We start from the raw sequence: 15,545 nt of genomic DNA, 5'->3' as shown, positions 1-15,545 counted from the left end.
GACACTGCGCGTCTGCGGGGTCTCACCTGTCCCGCTACTCCCGCAGGAGTCTCGCACCTTCCGCTCCAATCAACTCAGTAAATAAAACACAAAATGTACCGAACCTTGCTAAAACAGCCTTTTTTCAATAAAGGTATTTCAATCTGAAATAAGGCTATCTAAATGGTCAAAAAACGATGGATAGGATACAGAAATAGCTTCTTTCTGATGAAGCTGAACTTCGCCCTTTGAAATGGCAGCAGCAACTGCCAGCATCATGCCGATCCGATGGTCTCCATGACTTGAGACAGTTCCTCCTGAAAGAGATGATTTTCCCCTGATTACCATTCCATCTTCTGTAGCAGTAATCACGGCTCCAAGCTCGGAGAGTTCATTGACAACCGTATCAATGCGATTCGTTTCCTTGACCTTAAGTTCCTCTGCATCCTTAATTACTGTTTCTCCCTCTGCTTGTGTTGCGAGAAGGGCAATAATAGGAATTTCATCGATCAGCCGGGGAATGAGTGCCCCTTCTATAACGGTTCCTTTAAGATTAGAAGTTCTGATGGTAATATCCCCTGCAGGCTCGGCTGATCCATTTTCATACGGCTTAATGCTGAAATCTGCACTCATCTGTTTCAGCACTTCAAGGATGCCGGTTCTTGTAGGATTCAGTCCAACGTTTTTTAATGTAATTTCACTATTAGGCACAATGGCTCCTGCAGCCAGAAAGAAGGCAGCAGAAGATATGTCACCGGGAACATGAATTTCTGTCCCTGTCAGTGTTTGGCCTCCTTTAACCCGAATGATTTGCCCGTCTGCTTCAACTTGCCCGCCAAATTGTGTGATCATTCTTTCCGTATGATCACGTGTCTTCACAGGTTCAATAATGATTGTTTCCCCGCTGGCCTGCAGGCCGGCAAAGAGCAGGGCTGATTTAACCTGTGCACTGGCGACAGGAAGCTCATATGTTATTCCTGACAAAGGGCCGCCAATGACTGATAAAGGGGTAAATTCTCCATTCTTCCTGCCATGAATCTTCGCACCAAATAAACTTAGTGGCGCGGTCACTCTTGTCATCGGCCTTTTTGCGATTGATTCATCACCGATAAGGACTGAATGGAACGGACGGCCAGCCAGAATCCCCATCATAAGGCGTATCGTTGTACCGGAATTGCCAACGTCCAGAATACCTGCAGGTTCCTGTAATCCATCCATTCCCTGCCCCAAAATTGTAACTTTATTGCCTTCCTGTTCAATAGTTACACCCAGCTTGCGGAAGCATGCTATCGTGCTTAGGCAGTCCTCACCGAGCAGGAAATTGGTTACAACAGTCTTTCCCTTTGCAATTGATCCAAACATCACAGATCGATGAGATATGGATTTATCACCTGGTACCGCAATTTCTCCGCTTAATCCTTTAAGATTTGTCCTTAAATTTGCCGGAATCATATTAATCACCCTTTGCTGGTTTATAAAGGTCTTTCCTCCTGCACTATAGACCGATGGTTGTTTCATAGCTTGTATATTGTTCTAAGCAATTAATGGCTCGTTCCCGGTCCTCTTCCGTTTGAAAGCTTATTACCAGAACTCCATAAATTTCTTCTCTTGTCTCCAGGATTCGAATATTCGTTATGCTGATTTCTTCCTTAGCCAAATATCCAGTGATTTCTGAAATGACACCAGGGTAGTCCGGTACATCCACGAACAGATCATAAAATGACGGAATAGCCCCTTTTTCTTTTCGCGGCAGTTCATCCCTGAACATTTTTGCATGGGAAAAATATTCAAATATACCCTCACTGTTTTCCTGTTTGAGGATAGATTTTACTATCTCCATTTCACCCTGCCAATCCTCCATTAACTTAAGCAGCACTTCTTTATTCTGAAGAAGAATATCCCTCCACATAGCAGGGCTGCTGGAGGCAATCCTGGTAATATCCCTAAAGCCTCCAGCTGCCAGTCTCGGAATCAGCTTGTGCGAACGGCTTGTTTTTTCTGCCTGATGGACAAGGGAAGCAGCTATCATATGCGGAAAATGGCTGACGATCCCGGTTATATAATCATGTTCATCGGGAGATATGGTAAGAAATTTCGCTTTCGTCCCTGAGAGCCATTCTTTTAACCTTTCAATCTCTGCCGGAGAAATATGTTCCTCTGGAGTGAGCAGATAAAAGGCATTCTCAAAAAGCAAATCTTTTGCTGCAGTGACACCGCTCTTATGGGAGCCAGCCATTGGATGCCCTCCGATAAAAGTAATTCCTTTTTCCTTTAGTACCTTGGCACAGCTGACAATTTCTTTTTTCGTGCTGCCTGCATCCGAAATGATGACGCTGCTTTTCAATTCACATTCTTTTAAAATATGTATAATTTTTTGAGTTTCCCGTACAGGTGCAGCTATTAAAATTAAATCTGCGTCCCTTGCCCCATCTTTAATAGTAGCAGAAATTTCATCTGCGGCCCCCAGCATTTGGGCAAGGCGCCCCTGCTCTTTATTTACATCAAAGCCAATGATCATGCTTTCACTATGTTTTCTTTTAATTGATAAGGCCAAAGAACCTCCGATCAAACCAAGGCCAATAATAAAGATCTTCCCTCTCATCCTCTCACCGCCTTTATTAAAAATAATTCAGAGGCATCATTATGCCTCTGAATGGATATCAAAAAGTATATAATACTGCCAGCCAAATAAATTACCTACAATGCTGCAGCCTGCTTTGCAAGATATTGATCCATTGCTGCAAGCACACCATCATTCTGTTCCTTAGAACCTACCGTGACACGGACATAGCCCTGAAAGCCAAGTGCCTTGCCGGACCGGACGATATACCCTTTTTCAAGTAAAAATTGAAACACCTCATCCGAATCGGCATTAAAATTGATTAATATGAAATTTCCCTGTGAAGGATAATATTCCAGTCCATGCTCTTCACAGAAAGCATAGAATTGTTCTAGCCCTTCGCGATTTTTCCGTCTGCACTCTTCAATGAAATTCTGATCCCCTATGGCTGCAGCAGCGGCAGCCTGAGCAAACTTGTTTACATTAAATGGCTCTCGTACCGGTTCGAGGGCTTTGATCGTTTGAGGATTTGCAATTCCATAGCCTACCCGAAGGCTTGCTAAGCCATAAATTTTCGAGAATGTACGCAGGACAATCAAATTTTCGTAATTCGGGATTAAATCCAGTGTATTGCAGTAATCCTCTGCTGTGACATATTCATAATAAGCCTCATCAAGGACAACCAATACATCTTGAGGCACCTTTTGCAGGAATGAAAGTAATGCCGGCTCATTAATATAGTTCCCTGTCGGATTGTTTGGACTGCACACCCATACTATAGCTGTTTTTTCATCGATGGCAGCCAGCATTCCATCAAGATCATGCTCCCCTTCAACTAATGGAATTTCCCTGATTTCCGCACCTTCTATCACAGCATTATGCCTATATTGGGGAAATGTTGGCGCCGCCATAACAGTATTGGTTTCCGGACTTAATAAAGCTCTGGAAATCATTTGAATAATTTCATCCGAGCCATTGCCAAAAATCAGCTGATCTTCCTGTATGCTTAAGTGCCCAGCCAAAACCGACCGCAGCTCATAAGCATAGCCATCGGGATACAGGGCAAAAAATGATGGCGACTGATTCATAGTAAAAAGAACTTTTTCAGAACATCCAAAAGGATTTTCATTTGAAGCAAGCTTAACTATTTGATCCAGGCCATATTCCTTTTTAACTTGATCAATTGATTTTCCCGGCTGGTAAGGAGTTAAATTCAACAGCTGTTCCTTCCATTTCATTCAAATCCACCTCTTTTTTTATCGCTTTCACTAATTATCGTATTAAAGCATTATTGATCTGCTCCTATATTATCACAAAACTCTCCACTAAGGAGAGTTCGCGGTGTTTAGATCTGGCCGAAGCTTGATGGCTCCACGCAAATAAATATGGCGGATATTCTGCTGAGGTGCATCTGTATTCACATGCATCATAACCCGGATACAATTAGGGAGTGATCCTTCGACAGGTATTTCGCTCATGCACATGACCGGAACATATGTCCAGCCCTCTATTGAACGCATTGCCTTTGCGGGAAAGGCTGCTGTTAATTCTTCCGTAACGGATATAAAGACAGAAGCTACATCCTCTGATACAATATTATTCTCCTGAATCATTTGCCTGATCAGCAGCTCAGTCGCTTCTAATATCTCTGCCTCACAATTCTGATCTACGGTGACGGCTCCCCTCACCCCTCGGATCAATTGCAGCACCTCCCAAAGCTGATTTGTCAGCCTTTTTATCTCTTAGTCATTTAGTCAAGCCTATTTATTTTGTAAAAAGAGCAAGCTCCCGCAAAATCAGGTCATCAGAAACCTGATATATGACAGGCTTGCCCACTTCCTCTAAAAGAACATAGCGAACATTCTGGCCTTCTGATTTTTTATCCTGCTTCATACGCTCCAGCAGTTTTGAATGTGATAAATCTTCCGGGAGATCTGTTTTGTAGCCAAGCTGATCAAGCCAGCGCTTGAATTCGTTAACATCAAAGCAAAGATCCAGCAGTGTTTTACTTAATTGAAGTGCGAATAACATTCCTACTGCAACAGATTCGCCATGTGTCCATTCTCCATAGCCTTTCTCCGCTTCAATTGCATGGCCCAGGGTATGGCCAAAATTCAGAAATGCCCGAACGCCTGCTTCCTTTTCATCCTCTGCAACGATCCTGCCTTTGATCTCTATTCCCTTTGTAAGCATCTTACTTAATTCACCAGAGGGAAGGCTCTCAAGGGTATGGATGTTGTTTTTAAGGTTCAAATAAAAGTTCATATCATCTATCAGGCTATGCTTAATGACTTCTGCAAATCCTGAGCGCATCTCTTTTTGAGGCAGAGAGTCAAGAAATGCCAGGTCATAAAATACTGCCTGGGGCTGGTAAAAAGACCCCACCATATTTTTTCCTGAAGGATGGTTGATGGCAACCTTTCCTCCAACAGCGCTATCATGTGCCAATATGGTAGTAGGAATCTGAATGAAGGGTATCCCCCTCATAAATGTGGCAGCCGCAAAACCTGCCAAATCTCCGACAGCCCCCCCGCCAAACGCCAGGATAAGAGATTTTCGGTCAAGTTTATGCTCAAGGGCAAATGACAAGCATTGGTAGTAAACTTCAAAGGTTTTAGCTTTCTCGCCGCTCGGCACTGTACAGACTTTTGCCTCCATCCCCGTAAGTGCTGCTTTCAGCTTTGGCAGATGTAAGTCACGAACCGTTTCATCCGTGATGATCATTATATTCGTCAAGGCCGGAAAAGTATCTTTAATATATGATCCCAATCCCTCAATCGCTGCAGTCCCTATATAAACCGGATAGGTCCTGTCAGATGTTTTGATTAAAATCCTTTTCATTAAAACTCCCTCGCAAATTGCCTTTGCTGTTCAACCGAAGCTTTTAATGTTTCAAACCGGTCTGAATAGAACTGATCCACAATGGCTGAAGCCAATTCCCAGGCAATCACATTTTCTGCAACGACTGCAGCTGCCGGTACTGCACAGCTGTCAGAACGCTCTATGCTTGCTGAGAAGGGTTCCTTTGTTTCAATATCGACACTTTGCAGCGGTTTATAGAGAGTCGGTATTGGCTTCATTACTCCTCTGATGACGATAGGCATTCCCGTTGACATGCCCCCTTCTAAGCCGCCAAGGCGGTTCGTTTTCCGATAATAGCCTTTATCCGGGTCCCATGCGATTTCATCATGAACTTCACTTCCAGGCTTCCTTGCGGCTTCAAAACCTATGCCAAACTCCACACCTTTAAAAGCATTGATGCTCACCATTGCACCTGCAAGCTTCGAATCAAGCTTTCGGTCATAGTGTACATAACTTCCAACTCCCGGAGGCATTCCTTCAACAATAACCTCCACTACTCCGCCAATGGAATCGCCATTTTCCTTGGCGGAATCAATGGCATCCATCATTTTTTGGGCGGCAGCCTGATCCAGACAGCGAACAGGCGATTCTTCTGTAATTTCCTTTAGCTCCTTAAGTGAAGAATAATCTCTTTTGCCTGAAACAACCCCGCCAATTTCAATAACATGTGCTGCAACCTCAATCCCCAGCTGAGAAAGCAGTTTTTTTGCAGCTGCACCGGCAGCCACTCTCACTGTGGTTTCTCTGGCTGAAGATCGCTCTAATACATTTCTCATATCCCTGTGCCCATATTTTAGGGCTCCATTTAAATCAGCATGGCCTGGGCGAGGACGGGAGATTTTTCTTTTCACTTCAGCCTCATCCTCAGGATTAAGAGGGTCCTGGCCCATAATTTTTGTCCAGTGCTTCCAATCATTATTCTCAACAACAAGTGCTACCGGGGATCCCAGTGTGTATCCATGCCTGATCCCCGCTGTTATTTGAACAGTATCTTTTTCAATTTGCATCCTTCTGCCTCTGCCATAGCCTTTCTGGCGTCTGGCAAGCTCTTCATTTATATCTGAATCTACGAGCGGCATTCCTGCTGGCAGCCCTTCTATTATAGTGGTCAGCTGCGGTCCGTGAGATTCACCAGATGTAAGATATCTCAAAACTCTTTCCCCCTTCAACTCATTAAAGGATTATGTATCAATATAACATAATGATAAATATAAGAATAGATAAAATTGAAAATTCCTATAATATTTTATTTCTTCTTATGAATGGAGTCATTTTAACACGAATAGTTATTTACTACCAAACTAAAAAAGCAAAAGAAAAGAGGATGACCGAAATCATCCCCTTGTGTTATCATTCTTTTCTATAAAAGAAAGTTTCAGCAGATGCCAGGTGATAGCGCCCTGAGTTAAAAATCTGTTCAGTGCTCCCAACAAAGAATATGCCATCTTTTCTTAATGCGCCGCTGAATTTATGATAAAGCTGATCCTTTGCTTCCTCTGTAAAATATATGAGAACGTTCCTGCATACAATTAGATCAAACGGACCGCCAAAATCATCTGAAAGGAGATTTTGTTTTTTAAAGCTTACTGTCCGTTTTATATCCTCGGATATTTTATAGAAACTTCCTTCTCGCTTAAAAAATTTTTGTCTCATCTTGTCAGGAACTTCATTAAGCGAACGCTCAGGGTAAATACCCATCCACGCCCTTGCCAGGGCATTTTCATCAATATCTGTTGCAGTAATCCTGATTTGGGATATTGGCAGCATTTTTGATAAAATCATAGCAATTGTATAAGGCTCTTCACCAGTGGAACAGGCCGCACTCCAGATTTTCAGATTCCGATTTTGATCTAATAGTCCAGGCAGGATGTTTTTTTCGAGCACCTCCCATCTTTGTGCATTCCGGTAAAATTCGGAAACATTTATTGTCATCCTATCCAAAAAATCATTCAGCAGTTCTCTATCCTTGACTATCGCGCTAAAAAAATTTCCAAATGATTGAAAACCTTTTTTCTCATACAGGGATATAAGCCTTCTCTTCATTTGAGCTTCTTTGTACAGAGAAAGATCAATTCCTGTTTTTCTTTTTATATTTTGAATAAATTCCTGATAATCGTCTGCCATTCTATTTCCCCTCTGATATTTACCGGTGAGCTTTTGTCTTTAATCGTTATGCCCATCCAGCTGAAGTAATGAATTCGGTTACAAAAAAAGCACTTGTCATGGACAAGTACTTTTAAGAATATTAGTTAATCCAGTCATTCATTAATTTTTTGTATTCCACTTTTTCTTCTTCTTTGAAGAAAAGGCCAATTTCACGTTCTGCACTTACAGGTGAATCGGATCCATGGATTACATTTTTTCCAACTGTAATGCCGAAATCTCCGCGGATTGTTCCAGGAGCAGCATCTTTAGGATTTGTTGAACCCATCATCTGACGAGCTGTTGCGATAACATTTTCGCCTTCCCATACCATTGCGAAAACTGGTCCGGATGTAATAAAGTCAACAAGCTCTCCAAAGAACGGACGCTCTTTATGCTCTCCATAATGCTCTTCAGCAAGTTCCTGGCTTATGCTCATTAGCTTGCCGCCTACTAGCTGAAAGCCTTTCTTTTCGAAACGGGAAACGATTTCTCCGATTAGATTGCGCTGTACACCGTCTGGTTTAACCATTAAAAAAGTTCTTTCCATTGAATTCCACTCCTAAAACTTATGTATAGTTATAATGTTAATCCACGAAAATATTAACATTGTTTTGAAAATTTAGCAACAGGAATTTGAAAGCGCTTATAATTTTAACTTCCACAAAACATAAATTGCCGGCACCTGGAAGAGTGCTGGCAATTAGTACAATAAATTAAAATTTTCTTTTGCCTATAAATTTTGCAATATCCCGCAAAGCTTTCTTGGACCTGGAATGAGGAAGCTCTTCGAGTACCCCTAAGGCTTTCTGCAGATATTTATCACTAATTTGCAGAGATTTTTCAATTGCACCAGAGTCTTTCACCAAGGCAATTATGTTCTCTATATCACTTCGTTCAGTTCCTTCATGAACTCTCCTGATTTGTTCGGAGATGCTATGATCATCCATTGCAAATAAAGCAGGAAGCGTAATATTTCCCTGATGGAGATCTCCCCCTGCAGGCTTGCCAAGTTCTTTTTCTGTACCGACAAAATCCAGGACATCGTCAATGATCTGATAGGACATTCCCACAAAATAGCCGAATTTAAAAAGTTTTTTATGTATATCTTCCTCTACATTTGCCGCAATTCCGCCAAGCTGACAGCTCACGGCAATCAGCATGGCTGTTTTCCTTTTAATTCTCCGGAAATATGTCCTGATATTCTGGTCATAGTTATACTTATCTTTAATTTGCTCTATTTCACCTATACACAGCTCAACAAGTGTATGAGAGAGAATTTTATGGGCATGCGGATTTTCCACATTTGTTATTAATTCCAGCGCGCGCGCAAAAATATAATCACCGGTATACATGGCAATCTTATTATCCCATTTTGCTTTAATGGTAGGCTGTCCCCGGCGCAGTTCTGCATCATCAATAACATCATCATGGACAAGCGACGCCATATGGATAAGCTCCAGTGATACAGCTACGTTTTTAATTTTATCAATATCATATTCTCCGAACTTCGCAGCCAGCAAAACGAAAACTGGGCGGATTCTTTTCCCCCCGGCCTGCAGCAGATGCAGGGAAGCCTGATGCAATAGGGGAGACTCAGCTTTAATCGTCTCCTCCAGCTCGTTCTCTATAACAGTTAAATCTGAATTTAAAAATGAATACATCATTTTCAATTTCATCGCTTACTCACCCAGCTTATCGATCCCGTCTGATCTATTCTCTATCTTCCATGAGAAACATACAGAACAAGTATTATTTTTATTTCGTTCCAATGTGTACGGCAGCCACTCCGCCGCTATAAGGCTTGAATATAACGTTTTTAAAGCCTGCTTCTTCGAACATTCCTGCAAGTTCTTTCATTCCGGGAAAGTCTCTCGCTGATTCCTGCAGCCAGGAATATTCATTAAAGCTTTTGGCAAAAAGCTTTCCGAACATAGGCATAATAAAACGGAAGTAGAAATAATATGCCTGCTTGTATCCAAACAGTGTTGGCTGAGAAGTCTCCAGACACACCGCTAAACCGCCCGGCTTTACAACACGGTGCATTTCTTTTAACACCTGCAGATAATCCGGAACGTTGCGCAGACCGAAACCGATTGTAACATAATCAAAAGAATTGTCAGCAAAAGGAAGCTCCATTGCATTACCATGCACAAGCTCCACTTGCTTCAGTTTCCGATCCTTGATTTTTTCCTCGCCGATTTTCAGCATATTCTTGCTGAAATCCAAGCCTACCACTTTACCGCTTTCACCTACCGCTTCAGCGAGTGCAATGGACCAATCGGCTGTACCGCAGCATACATCAAGAGCTTTTGCACCTTTTTGAACATTCATCTTTTTCATTGTATCTTTTCGCCATCTTAAATGCTGCTGAAAGCTGATAACCGAATTCATTTTATCGTAGTTGTCATAAATCTTTTCAAATACGCTATGGACACGTTCTTCTTTTGATTGCTGCATATTTTATCCTTCTTCCACAAAAGTTTTAGCCACAGACTGATTATTATTGAAAATGCAGTGAATACGCTCTTCTAATAATTCATTTACCATAGGAAATTCCAGCAGTGATTGATCGACAATATTCTTTGAGAAATCAATATACCTGTCGCAAATGAGAATCAGATATTTCCGCTGCTCAGCAGACATCTCTTTCACTTTCGGGAAAGTCAGCTTTTTAAGCGCTTCAAAAACAACTGAGGTGCCATCCTTCATGAACTGCTGCTTCTCCATAATCAGACGCTTAATGAATAAAAGATTGGATATAACGTCATTCCATGCTGCTTTGCTGAATGCGTCAGCCAGCTTTTCAAAAAGTGACGACTCTATTTTCCTGACCGAATTCATCAGAGTGTCGACCGCTTCAGGAGATTTCTGATATAGGGAAATTTTATGCTCATTTACATCTTTGATCCCATCTGCGAAGGCTCTGATCATTTTGATATCATCAAAAGCTGCGAGAATCTTATAATATAATCCGCTGTAATAAACACCTGCAAGGACAGTAAGCTGTCTATGTTTAAGACCTTTGTCTTCAGTTTCATCGTTCTTAACAAGTTCATGGGTATCAAGGGCGATTTGGATAAGCATTGCAGTTACTGCATATTTTTCTGCTTTCGAGTCAGGTATCTCCATATCATCCAGTAAAGAGATAAAAAGCAGAAGCTTGTCTTCATCAATAACAGGTGAATCAATATACCTGAGTAGATAAGGGTGGTTAACTTTTTTTTCAATCTGTTCTTTCACATCTGCTAATTTAATCTTCACATCATGCATGCCATCACCCTTGTTTCCCCTTAATTTTCATTTTCAACCACTATTTCTCCATGTGAATACTGCGACAAAGAGAACGGATACAAAACACCTTACACATTCTTATCTATTTTTAGCCAATTCATTGTTTCCTATTAAATATAAAACGGGCAAAAAAAACCTTTTACCCGGTATCTTGTATTCAAGAGAATTAATCAAGCAGAGACAATTATATCACAAATGACAGGAACATGTCAGGACATTATCTTATGAAAATATTCTGCTCTTCTATTCCGGGGGAAAGCTATTTCTTAGCCTCACTTTCGAGTTCTCCATAGTTTGTCATAATCCTTGCATTCCCCCTGATCTTAATCGCAGAAGTATGCTCCGTAAATTGCGCAATCATTACTTCTCCCTGGTCAAGTTTTTCTGAATGGTGGAATCTTGTATCAGAGCCTCTTGTTAACCCTATGACATTAACACCGTCTTCTTTGGCCTTTATTACAATATAATCATTTCCTGATGGATTTTTCTTTTCCATTCATACCTTCCTTTGCTAAATGTTGTGATTGATAATTATTTACAAAAAAAGGCTAAAAGTTTTATCTTTCAGCCTTTGACCTTTTTATTGCCTGAACCCATTCATGAACAGAGTCCATATTTATTATTTTATCAGCGAAAGGACTTCAGCACGTGCTCTTGCATCTTCTGCAAACACGCCTCTAACTGCTGATGTCACCGTTTTTGAACCGGGCTTTTTAACTCCGCGCATTGTCATGCACATATGTTCTGCTTCGACAACAACCATTACACCATGCGGTTCAAGCTTTTCCAGGATGGAATTTGCTACAGTAGATGTAATGCGTTCCTGAAGCTGAGGACGTTTTGCAACTGCCTCTACAGCTCTGGCGAGTTTGCTTAAACCTGTTACTCTGCCATTTCGCGGGATGTAAGCTACATGGGCAACACCAAAGAAAGGCACAAGATGATGTTCACACATAGAGTAGAATGGAATATCTTTAACTAAAACAAGTTCTTCATGGTCTTCGCCAAATACTGTTTCAAAGTATTCTTTAGGATCCTGGTTAAGCCCCATAAAAACTTCTTCATACATTTTTGCTACACGCTTTGGTGTATCAAGAAGTCCCTCACGATTCGGGTCTTCACCGATTGCTTCTAATATTAAACGCACCGCATCTTCTATCTGGGCGCGATTTACCTCTGCCATAATTATGCCTCCTATGTATTAACACTGTGGTAATAATATGTTCATATTAGCATAACCCCCTCATTCAGGCAAAACTGAAACTTCTTTCTATGAGTAAAATTAAATGCCTGAAATAGGGTGAATCTTCTGCTTTCTGAAGGACTGTAATGCAAAAAGAAAAAACCGCGAATATATTTCGCGGTTTTTAGCTCAAGCATAAGCTTTAAGCACTTGTATGTAGATTATTTAACTGCATCTTTAAGCGCTTTGCCTGGTTTGAAAGCAGGAACTTTGCTTGCAGCGATTTCGATTTCTTCGCCATCGAGTAAGAACCCCCCGCCTTGCTGTGTTACCACAGTAGGTTTGGTTGAACTTCTCGCAGAACCGTACGTGCAACTCTCGAAGCATACGGCTCCCCATCCGAACAACTTAACTATTTTACAGTGACCCTGTGTGTATTTTCCAATGACAATCCTTACACACTATTAGGGTTTTCCTATTTCGTGCTATCATTTCTTCCATCCAATAACTCTTTTTGGATTTCTTTTTCAAATCCTTTAGTTTATTGACGTGGTGGACGTGAAATTCACCATCGATGTCGAAGCTTCCGCAAATTTCACATTCACACGCTGATAGCCTTTTTTCAAGCTCTGTGCGTCCTCTAAATTTCATGAGGTTAAATACCTTGTCAACGTTCACATCAGTGTTAGGAGTCAATTTTGAGCGTTTAATGGGGTCATGGAAGAAGAGCATTGTCTTTTTACCTTTTTTGGTTTCATAGACAGTTCCCCAATGTTTCCCAATTCTCATTGATTCCTTAATTTTTCCTACCGATGACTTGCGTTTTCTGGCAATTGTGCCTAGACAACTGTATTCAAGAGCATAAATTAGCGTAGACATTTGTCTGTGAATGTTTTTCGCTATTTTGAAATAGTTGTAAATACCTCTAATCTCACTATTAACAGTTAGAAGTAACTCCAAATCAGATAGATTAGTTAAACTATAACGTGCAACTGGTTTCCAACTGCCATCTTTCTTAAACACGATTGCTCTGGCATTTTTGAGCCAATTTATTGCGTAATCGTGTGGCATGTAAAATTCCAAATTGCCATTGGCTTTTCTCATACTTCCGTGACTATAACTTGCCTTTTCGATTTTAGGCACTCTTTTAGTGATTTCAAATCCAAGAAATTTTGCTCTATCGGATATGTGAGTCACTAATGTCTTTTCTTCCGATAAGTCCAAGTCTAGTTCCGTTTTGAGAAATTTGCCGACTTTTCTTTTTATTCTCTCTGCATCTTCTTTTGACCCAATTATTCCAATTAGAAAATCATCAGCATATCTCACGTATCTAAGTCTTTTGAACGACACATCTTCAGGGTCATAATATGGTATTTTTAGGAGTTCTTGTTCTAGTGTTTTTATTTCCTTTAATGTTTCTTCATTTGGATTGTTTTTGTATTTCACTCTTCTTCGATGTAATTTCGAAGAAATCCTTTGGTATTCTTTGTTGGTTTTCCTCTTATATGTGCCTTTTTCAAAGCCATCTCGAAGGTTTTCCATATATTTATCCAATTCATGCAAATATATATTTGCCAGAATAGGACTCATAATCCCTCCTTGCGGAGTTCCTGAATACGTCTTGTGATATACCCAATCTTCCATGTATCCACATTTTAGAAACTTGTTAATCAGTCTTAGAAATTTTTCATCCTTGATTCTTTTCTCAAGTAATTTAAGAAGAATATGATGACTGATGTTATCGAAACACCCTTTGATATCTCCTTCTATAAACCATTTAACTCCTGTAAACGTGATGTCAATTTCCCTAATTGCCGTGTGACAGCTTCTTTTGGGTCTGAATCCATGCGAAGAGTTCTTGAATATTGGTTCATATATCGCTTCCAGAACTTGCCTAATTACTTCTTGAACTAGTTTGTCCTTGAAGTTCGGCATTCCTAGAGGTCTTTTCTTTCCGTTTTTCTTAGGAATATAGACCCTTCGTAGTGGAGTTGGTTCGTAAGTTTCATCTTTAATTTTCTCGATGATTCTTTCGATGTCTTTGTTACTGAACCCGCTGAGTGCAGTTCCGTCACTACCGACAGTTCCAGCTCCACTATTCGCGTATAATTTCCCAATAGCCCTCAAGTAAAAGTCTTCGTTATATAGGTTCCTGATGATTCTTTCGAACCTATAACTTTCATCTATCGCTTGGGTAGTTAAGCCGTTCAATACGTCTTCTGAATTCCTCATAGTGTCTCACACACTCCTTCTAGAATTGTATTGAACTGTTCGAACTATCCCCCTTCGCCATGTAATAGGCTTTCCCTATCTCGGACTACTATGGGGATTCTGTTGCCATATTAAGTTTTCATAGGTCGCATTTCTTGGTTTCCCTTGAAATCACTCCTAATAGCTTCATTCGATGAAGCACCTTAACTTAGGCAATCCATCGTTATCCACTATGGCTTGGAAAATGTTGATTTTCGGTTGGAACTTTCGCTCTTGAACTTATATTAAGTCTGTGTCTACTTTGAATAGATGAAAAACCGCCAAACCGGGTACAGTTTTTCCTAGTAGAAAATGGGACTATATCTCATTAACCCATCTGCCAACCCAATGCCACCGAGCTATTCTTCACGCAGTATAGCATTCAACCTTATATCAACTTGGCGTTGGTTCTCAGTCGCAAGTTATGAGTCCTTGACTTGAACCTTTTCACGACATACTGTTGTCCTTATATTGGGTTTCCCCGCAAAGTGAGTCGTTCGCCTATGACCATCTATTATGTCATACGATTCCATGCATCGTTTTCCTTAGTGGACGCGTACTTTCGTTCATTGTCTTCCTTAATTAAGAAGCCATTTGGGAAAGCACTTCGATGCGTGCAGTTTGCGGGTTGCGTCCTTTGCGGGCAGCACGTTCGCGAACTTCAAAGTTTCCGAAACCGATTAGTTGTACCTTATCACCATTTTTCAAAGCATCAAGGATTGTATCGAAAACAGCATCAACTGCTTTAGTCGCGTCTTTTTTAGAAAGTTCGCCAGCCTCAGCAACTGCGTTAATTAGTTCTGTTTTGTTCATGCCTTTCACCTCCTCCCAAATATGGATAAAACCCAGTAAAATAAGATTCCTTACATACATTTGTAAACAAAATTACTGAATTCTATACGTTATGGCGTGTTTTTGTTTAACAAGCCTTATAATAAATGATAAATTGAAATTTTTCAATCAAAAAATCATTATAATCCCTTTTAAAATAAGGGTTTTGGCCGCCATAACGGTAATTCTGTTAAAAGATTATCACAATCAAATGCTGTTATCAAGAATATTTCATGATTTAATGGGAATCTTTTCTTATTTGCAACATATTTGTAATACGCTGACCTCGTTTAATTACCCTTAGCAGGCGGGTTGAAACATATTTTTTCAAATTGCAAGTGCCATTTCCTTTAAGGAGGTCAGGGTTCTGACTTTGAACATTGGATTTTAGCTTTTTGTGTCCGAAGTTGCCACTGGTTCTGACTCTGAGCACTGGTTTTTCTA

16 protein-coding genes and 1 pseudogene are annotated in these 15,545 nt (G+C 40.6%); all 17 read right to left on the bottom strand.

The window, feature by feature from the left end:
• Nucleotides 1-138 precede the first annotated feature (138 nt).
• Nucleotides 139-1,431, bottom strand: a complete 1,293-nt coding sequence (gene aroA, locus BFI01S_RS18020; protein WP_061793834.1) for a 3-phosphoshikimate 1-carboxyvinyltransferase — start codon at nt 1,429-1,431, stop codon at nt 139-141.
• Nucleotides 1,432-1,474: 43 nt separating this feature from the next.
• Nucleotides 1,475-2,581, bottom strand: a complete 1,107-nt coding sequence (locus BFI01S_RS18015; protein ID WP_061793833.1) for a prephenate dehydrogenase — start codon at nt 2,579-2,581, stop codon at nt 1,475-1,477.
• 95 nt (nt 2,582-2,676) lie between these two features.
• Nucleotides 2,677-3,777: a histidinol-phosphate transaminase gene (hisC, locus tag BFI01S_RS18010; protein WP_061793832.1), complete on the bottom strand. Its 1,101-nt coding sequence runs from the start codon at nt 3,775-3,777 to the stop codon at nt 2,677-2,679.
• An 87-nt stretch (nt 3,778-3,864) separates the two neighbouring features.
• Nucleotides 3,865-4,239, bottom strand: coding sequence for a chorismate mutase (gene aroH / locus BFI01S_RS18005; RefSeq protein WP_061793831.1), 375 nt, complete (start codon nt 4,237-4,239; stop codon nt 3,865-3,867).
• A 64-nt stretch (nt 4,240-4,303) separates the two neighbouring features.
• Entirely contained in the window at nt 4,304-5,380 is a 1,077-nt protein-coding gene (gene aroB / locus BFI01S_RS18000) for a 3-dehydroquinate synthase (RefSeq protein ID WP_061793830.1), read from the bottom strand.
• Nucleotides 5,380-6,552, bottom strand: a complete 1,173-nt coding sequence (gene aroC, locus BFI01S_RS17995) for a chorismate synthase (protein ID WP_061793829.1) — start codon at nt 6,550-6,552, stop codon at nt 5,380-5,382. Before aroC ends, aroB begins: the two co-directional genes overlap by 1 nt.
• A gap of 199 nt (nt 6,553-6,751) precedes the next feature.
• On the bottom strand, nt 6,752-7,525 hold the full coding sequence (locus BFI01S_RS17990) for a CheR family methyltransferase (protein WP_061793828.1): 774 nt from the start codon (nt 7,523-7,525) through the stop codon (nt 6,752-6,754).
• A 121-nt stretch (nt 7,526-7,646) separates the two neighbouring features.
• Nucleotides 7,647-8,093, bottom strand: a complete 447-nt coding sequence (ndk, locus tag BFI01S_RS17985; protein ID WP_035330143.1) for a nucleoside-diphosphate kinase — start codon at nt 8,091-8,093, stop codon at nt 7,647-7,649.
• Between the two features lie 166 nt (nt 8,094-8,259).
• On the bottom strand, nt 8,260-9,222 hold the full coding sequence (hepT, locus tag BFI01S_RS17980) for a heptaprenyl diphosphate synthase component II (RefSeq protein ID WP_061793827.1): 963 nt from the start codon (nt 9,220-9,222) through the stop codon (nt 8,260-8,262).
• Nucleotides 9,223-9,301: 79 nt separating this feature from the next.
• Complete coding sequence (gene menG, locus BFI01S_RS17975; protein WP_061793826.1) at nt 9,302-10,003, bottom strand: demethylmenaquinone methyltransferase; 702 nt, start codon at nt 10,001-10,003, stop codon at nt 9,302-9,304.
• 3 nt (nt 10,004-10,006) lie between these two features.
• Complete coding sequence (locus BFI01S_RS17970) at nt 10,007-10,816, bottom strand: heptaprenyl diphosphate synthase component 1 (RefSeq protein WP_061793825.1); 810 nt, start codon at nt 10,814-10,816, stop codon at nt 10,007-10,009.
• Nucleotides 10,817-11,096: 280 nt separating this feature from the next.
• Nucleotides 11,097-11,333 carry a trp RNA-binding attenuation protein MtrB gene (gene mtrB / locus BFI01S_RS17965; protein WP_061793824.1) on the bottom strand — a complete coding sequence of 79 codons (237 nt, stop codon included), beginning with the start codon at nt 11,331-11,333 and terminating at the stop codon, nt 11,097-11,099.
• Nucleotides 11,334-11,456: 123 nt separating this feature from the next.
• The gene (gene folE, locus BFI01S_RS17960) at nt 11,457-12,020 is read right to left on the bottom strand and encodes a GTP cyclohydrolase I FolE (RefSeq protein ID WP_061793823.1); all 564 of its coding nucleotides are present in this window, start codon (nt 12,018-12,020) and stop codon (nt 11,457-11,459) included.
• A 221-nt stretch (nt 12,021-12,241) separates the two neighbouring features.
• A pseudogene (locus BFI01S_RS22650) lies at nt 12,242-12,319 on the bottom strand (HU family DNA-binding protein); the annotation flags it as partial.
• Between the two features lie 118 nt (nt 12,320-12,437).
• On the bottom strand, nt 12,438-14,252 hold the full coding sequence (locus BFI01S_RS17955) for a reverse transcriptase/maturase family protein (protein ID WP_061793822.1): 1,815 nt from the start codon (nt 14,250-14,252) through the stop codon (nt 12,438-12,440).
• A gap of 600 nt (nt 14,253-14,852) precedes the next feature.
• Nucleotides 14,853-15,083 carry an HU family DNA-binding protein gene (locus BFI01S_RS17950; protein WP_061793821.1) on the bottom strand — a complete coding sequence of 77 codons (231 nt, stop codon included), beginning with the start codon at nt 15,081-15,083 and terminating at the stop codon, nt 14,853-14,855.
• A gap of 256 nt (nt 15,084-15,339) precedes the next feature.
• Nucleotides 15,340-15,545: hypothetical protein (locus BFI01S_RS23790; RefSeq protein ID WP_218008337.1), on the bottom strand; the 206-nt coding region annotated here is incomplete at its 5' end.

Origin of the sequence: Cytobacillus firmus NBRC 15306 (assembly GCF_001591465.1) — a bacterium.
Lineage (GTDB): Bacteria > Bacillota > Bacilli > Bacillales > Cytobacillaceae > Cytobacillus > Cytobacillus firmus.
Note: the sequence above shows the minus strand (reverse complement) of the source record. Positions and strands in the feature narration are given on the sequence as shown.

What these genes read in the sequence shown, in the direction of transcription:
- aroA (WP_061793834.1), bottom strand. Translation starts at nt 1,431, where the DNA reads ATGATTCCGGCAAATTTAAGGACAAATCTTAAAGGATTAAGCGGAGAA.
- BFI01S_RS18015 (WP_061793833.1), bottom strand. Translation starts at nt 2,581, where the DNA reads ATGAGAGGGAAGATCTTTATTATTGGCCTTGGTTTGATCGGAGGTTCT.
- hisC (WP_061793832.1), bottom strand. Translation starts at nt 3,777, where the DNA reads ATGAAATGGAAGGAACAGCTGTTGAATTTAACTCCTTACCAGCCGGGA.
- aroB (WP_061793830.1), bottom strand. Translation starts at nt 5,380, where the DNA reads ATGAAAAGGATTTTAATCAAAACATCTGACAGGACCTATCCGGTTTAT.
- BFI01S_RS17990 (WP_061793828.1), bottom strand. Translation starts at nt 7,525, where the DNA reads ATGGCAGACGATTATCAGGAATTTATTCAAAATATAAAAAGAAAAACA.
- ndk (WP_035330143.1), bottom strand. Translation starts at nt 8,093, where the DNA reads ATGGAAAGAACTTTTTTAATGGTTAAACCAGACGGTGTACAGCGCAAT.
- hepT (WP_061793827.1), bottom strand. Translation starts at nt 9,222, where the DNA reads ATGAAATTGAAAATGATGTATTCATTTTTAAATTCAGATTTAACTGTT.
- menG (WP_061793826.1), bottom strand. Translation starts at nt 10,003, where the DNA reads ATGCAGCAATCAAAAGAAGAACGTGTCCATAGCGTATTTGAAAAGATT.
- BFI01S_RS17970 (WP_061793825.1), bottom strand. Translation starts at nt 10,816, where the DNA reads ATGCATGATGTGAAGATTAAATTAGCAGATGTGAAAGAACAGATTGAA.
- mtrB (WP_061793824.1), bottom strand. Translation starts at nt 11,333, where the DNA reads ATGGAAAAGAAAAATCCATCAGGAAATGATTATATTGTAATAAAGGCC.
- folE (WP_061793823.1), bottom strand. Translation starts at nt 12,020, where the DNA reads ATGGCAGAGGTAAATCGCGCCCAGATAGAAGATGCGGTGCGTTTAATA.
- BFI01S_RS17955 (WP_061793822.1), bottom strand. Translation starts at nt 14,252, where the DNA reads ATGAGGAATTCAGAAGACGTATTGAACGGCTTAACTACCCAAGCGATA.
- BFI01S_RS17950 (WP_061793821.1), bottom strand. Translation starts at nt 15,083, where the DNA reads ATGAACAAAACAGAACTAATTAACGCAGTTGCTGAGGCTGGCGAACTT.